The organism is Mesorhizobium sp. M4B.F.Ca.ET.214.01.1.1, from assembly GCF_004791545.1.
GTDB lineage: Bacteria > Pseudomonadota > Alphaproteobacteria > Rhizobiales > Rhizobiaceae > Mesorhizobium > Mesorhizobium abyssinicae.
The window spans coordinates 1-513 of record NZ_SRUX01000057.1 but is presented as its reverse complement, the minus strand read 5'-3'; the positions used below and the strand labels follow the sequence as shown (position 1 = coordinate 513).

Annotated in this window: 1 protein-coding gene; it reads left to right on the top strand. The window is 61.0% G+C overall.

Annotated features, from left to right (window positions below):
- Window positions 1-59: 59 nt before the first annotated feature.
- Window positions 60-513: ABC transporter ATP-binding protein (locus EN857_RS33260; RefSeq protein WP_135859712.1), on the top strand; the 454-nt coding region annotated here is incomplete at its 3' end.

Below are 513 nucleotides of genomic sequence, written 5' to 3'. Positions count from 1 at the left end.
CAACATTCCTTGACATCGGGTATTTATCCGAAATTATGTAGGAAAGAAGGATCGCAAGCATGACGGGAATCACGCTTTCGGGCGTATCAAAGCACTTCGGCGCCGTCGAAGTGATCCGTGACGTGAGCCTGGACATCGAGCCGGGAGAACTGGTCGTGTTTCTCGGTCCGTCCGGTTCCGGCAAGACGACGCTGCTGCGCATGATCGCCGGCCTCGAAAGCATTGACGTGGGCACGCTGACGATCGACGGGGTGCGCTCGGAGAACCTTGCGCCGGGCAGGCGCAACGTTGCGATGGTCTTCCAGAATTATGCCCTTTACCCACATATGACGGTCGCGGAGAACATGGCCTTTGGACTGAGGAACATTCGGGTCGCGCCGGATGTCATCCGCCAGCGGATCGCCGAGGCTGCGCGTATCCTGGAGATCGAAGCGCTGCTTCACCGACGGCCGTCGCAGCTCTCCGGCGGGCAGCGCCAGCGCGTGGCCATCGGGCGTGCGATCGTCAAGGAGC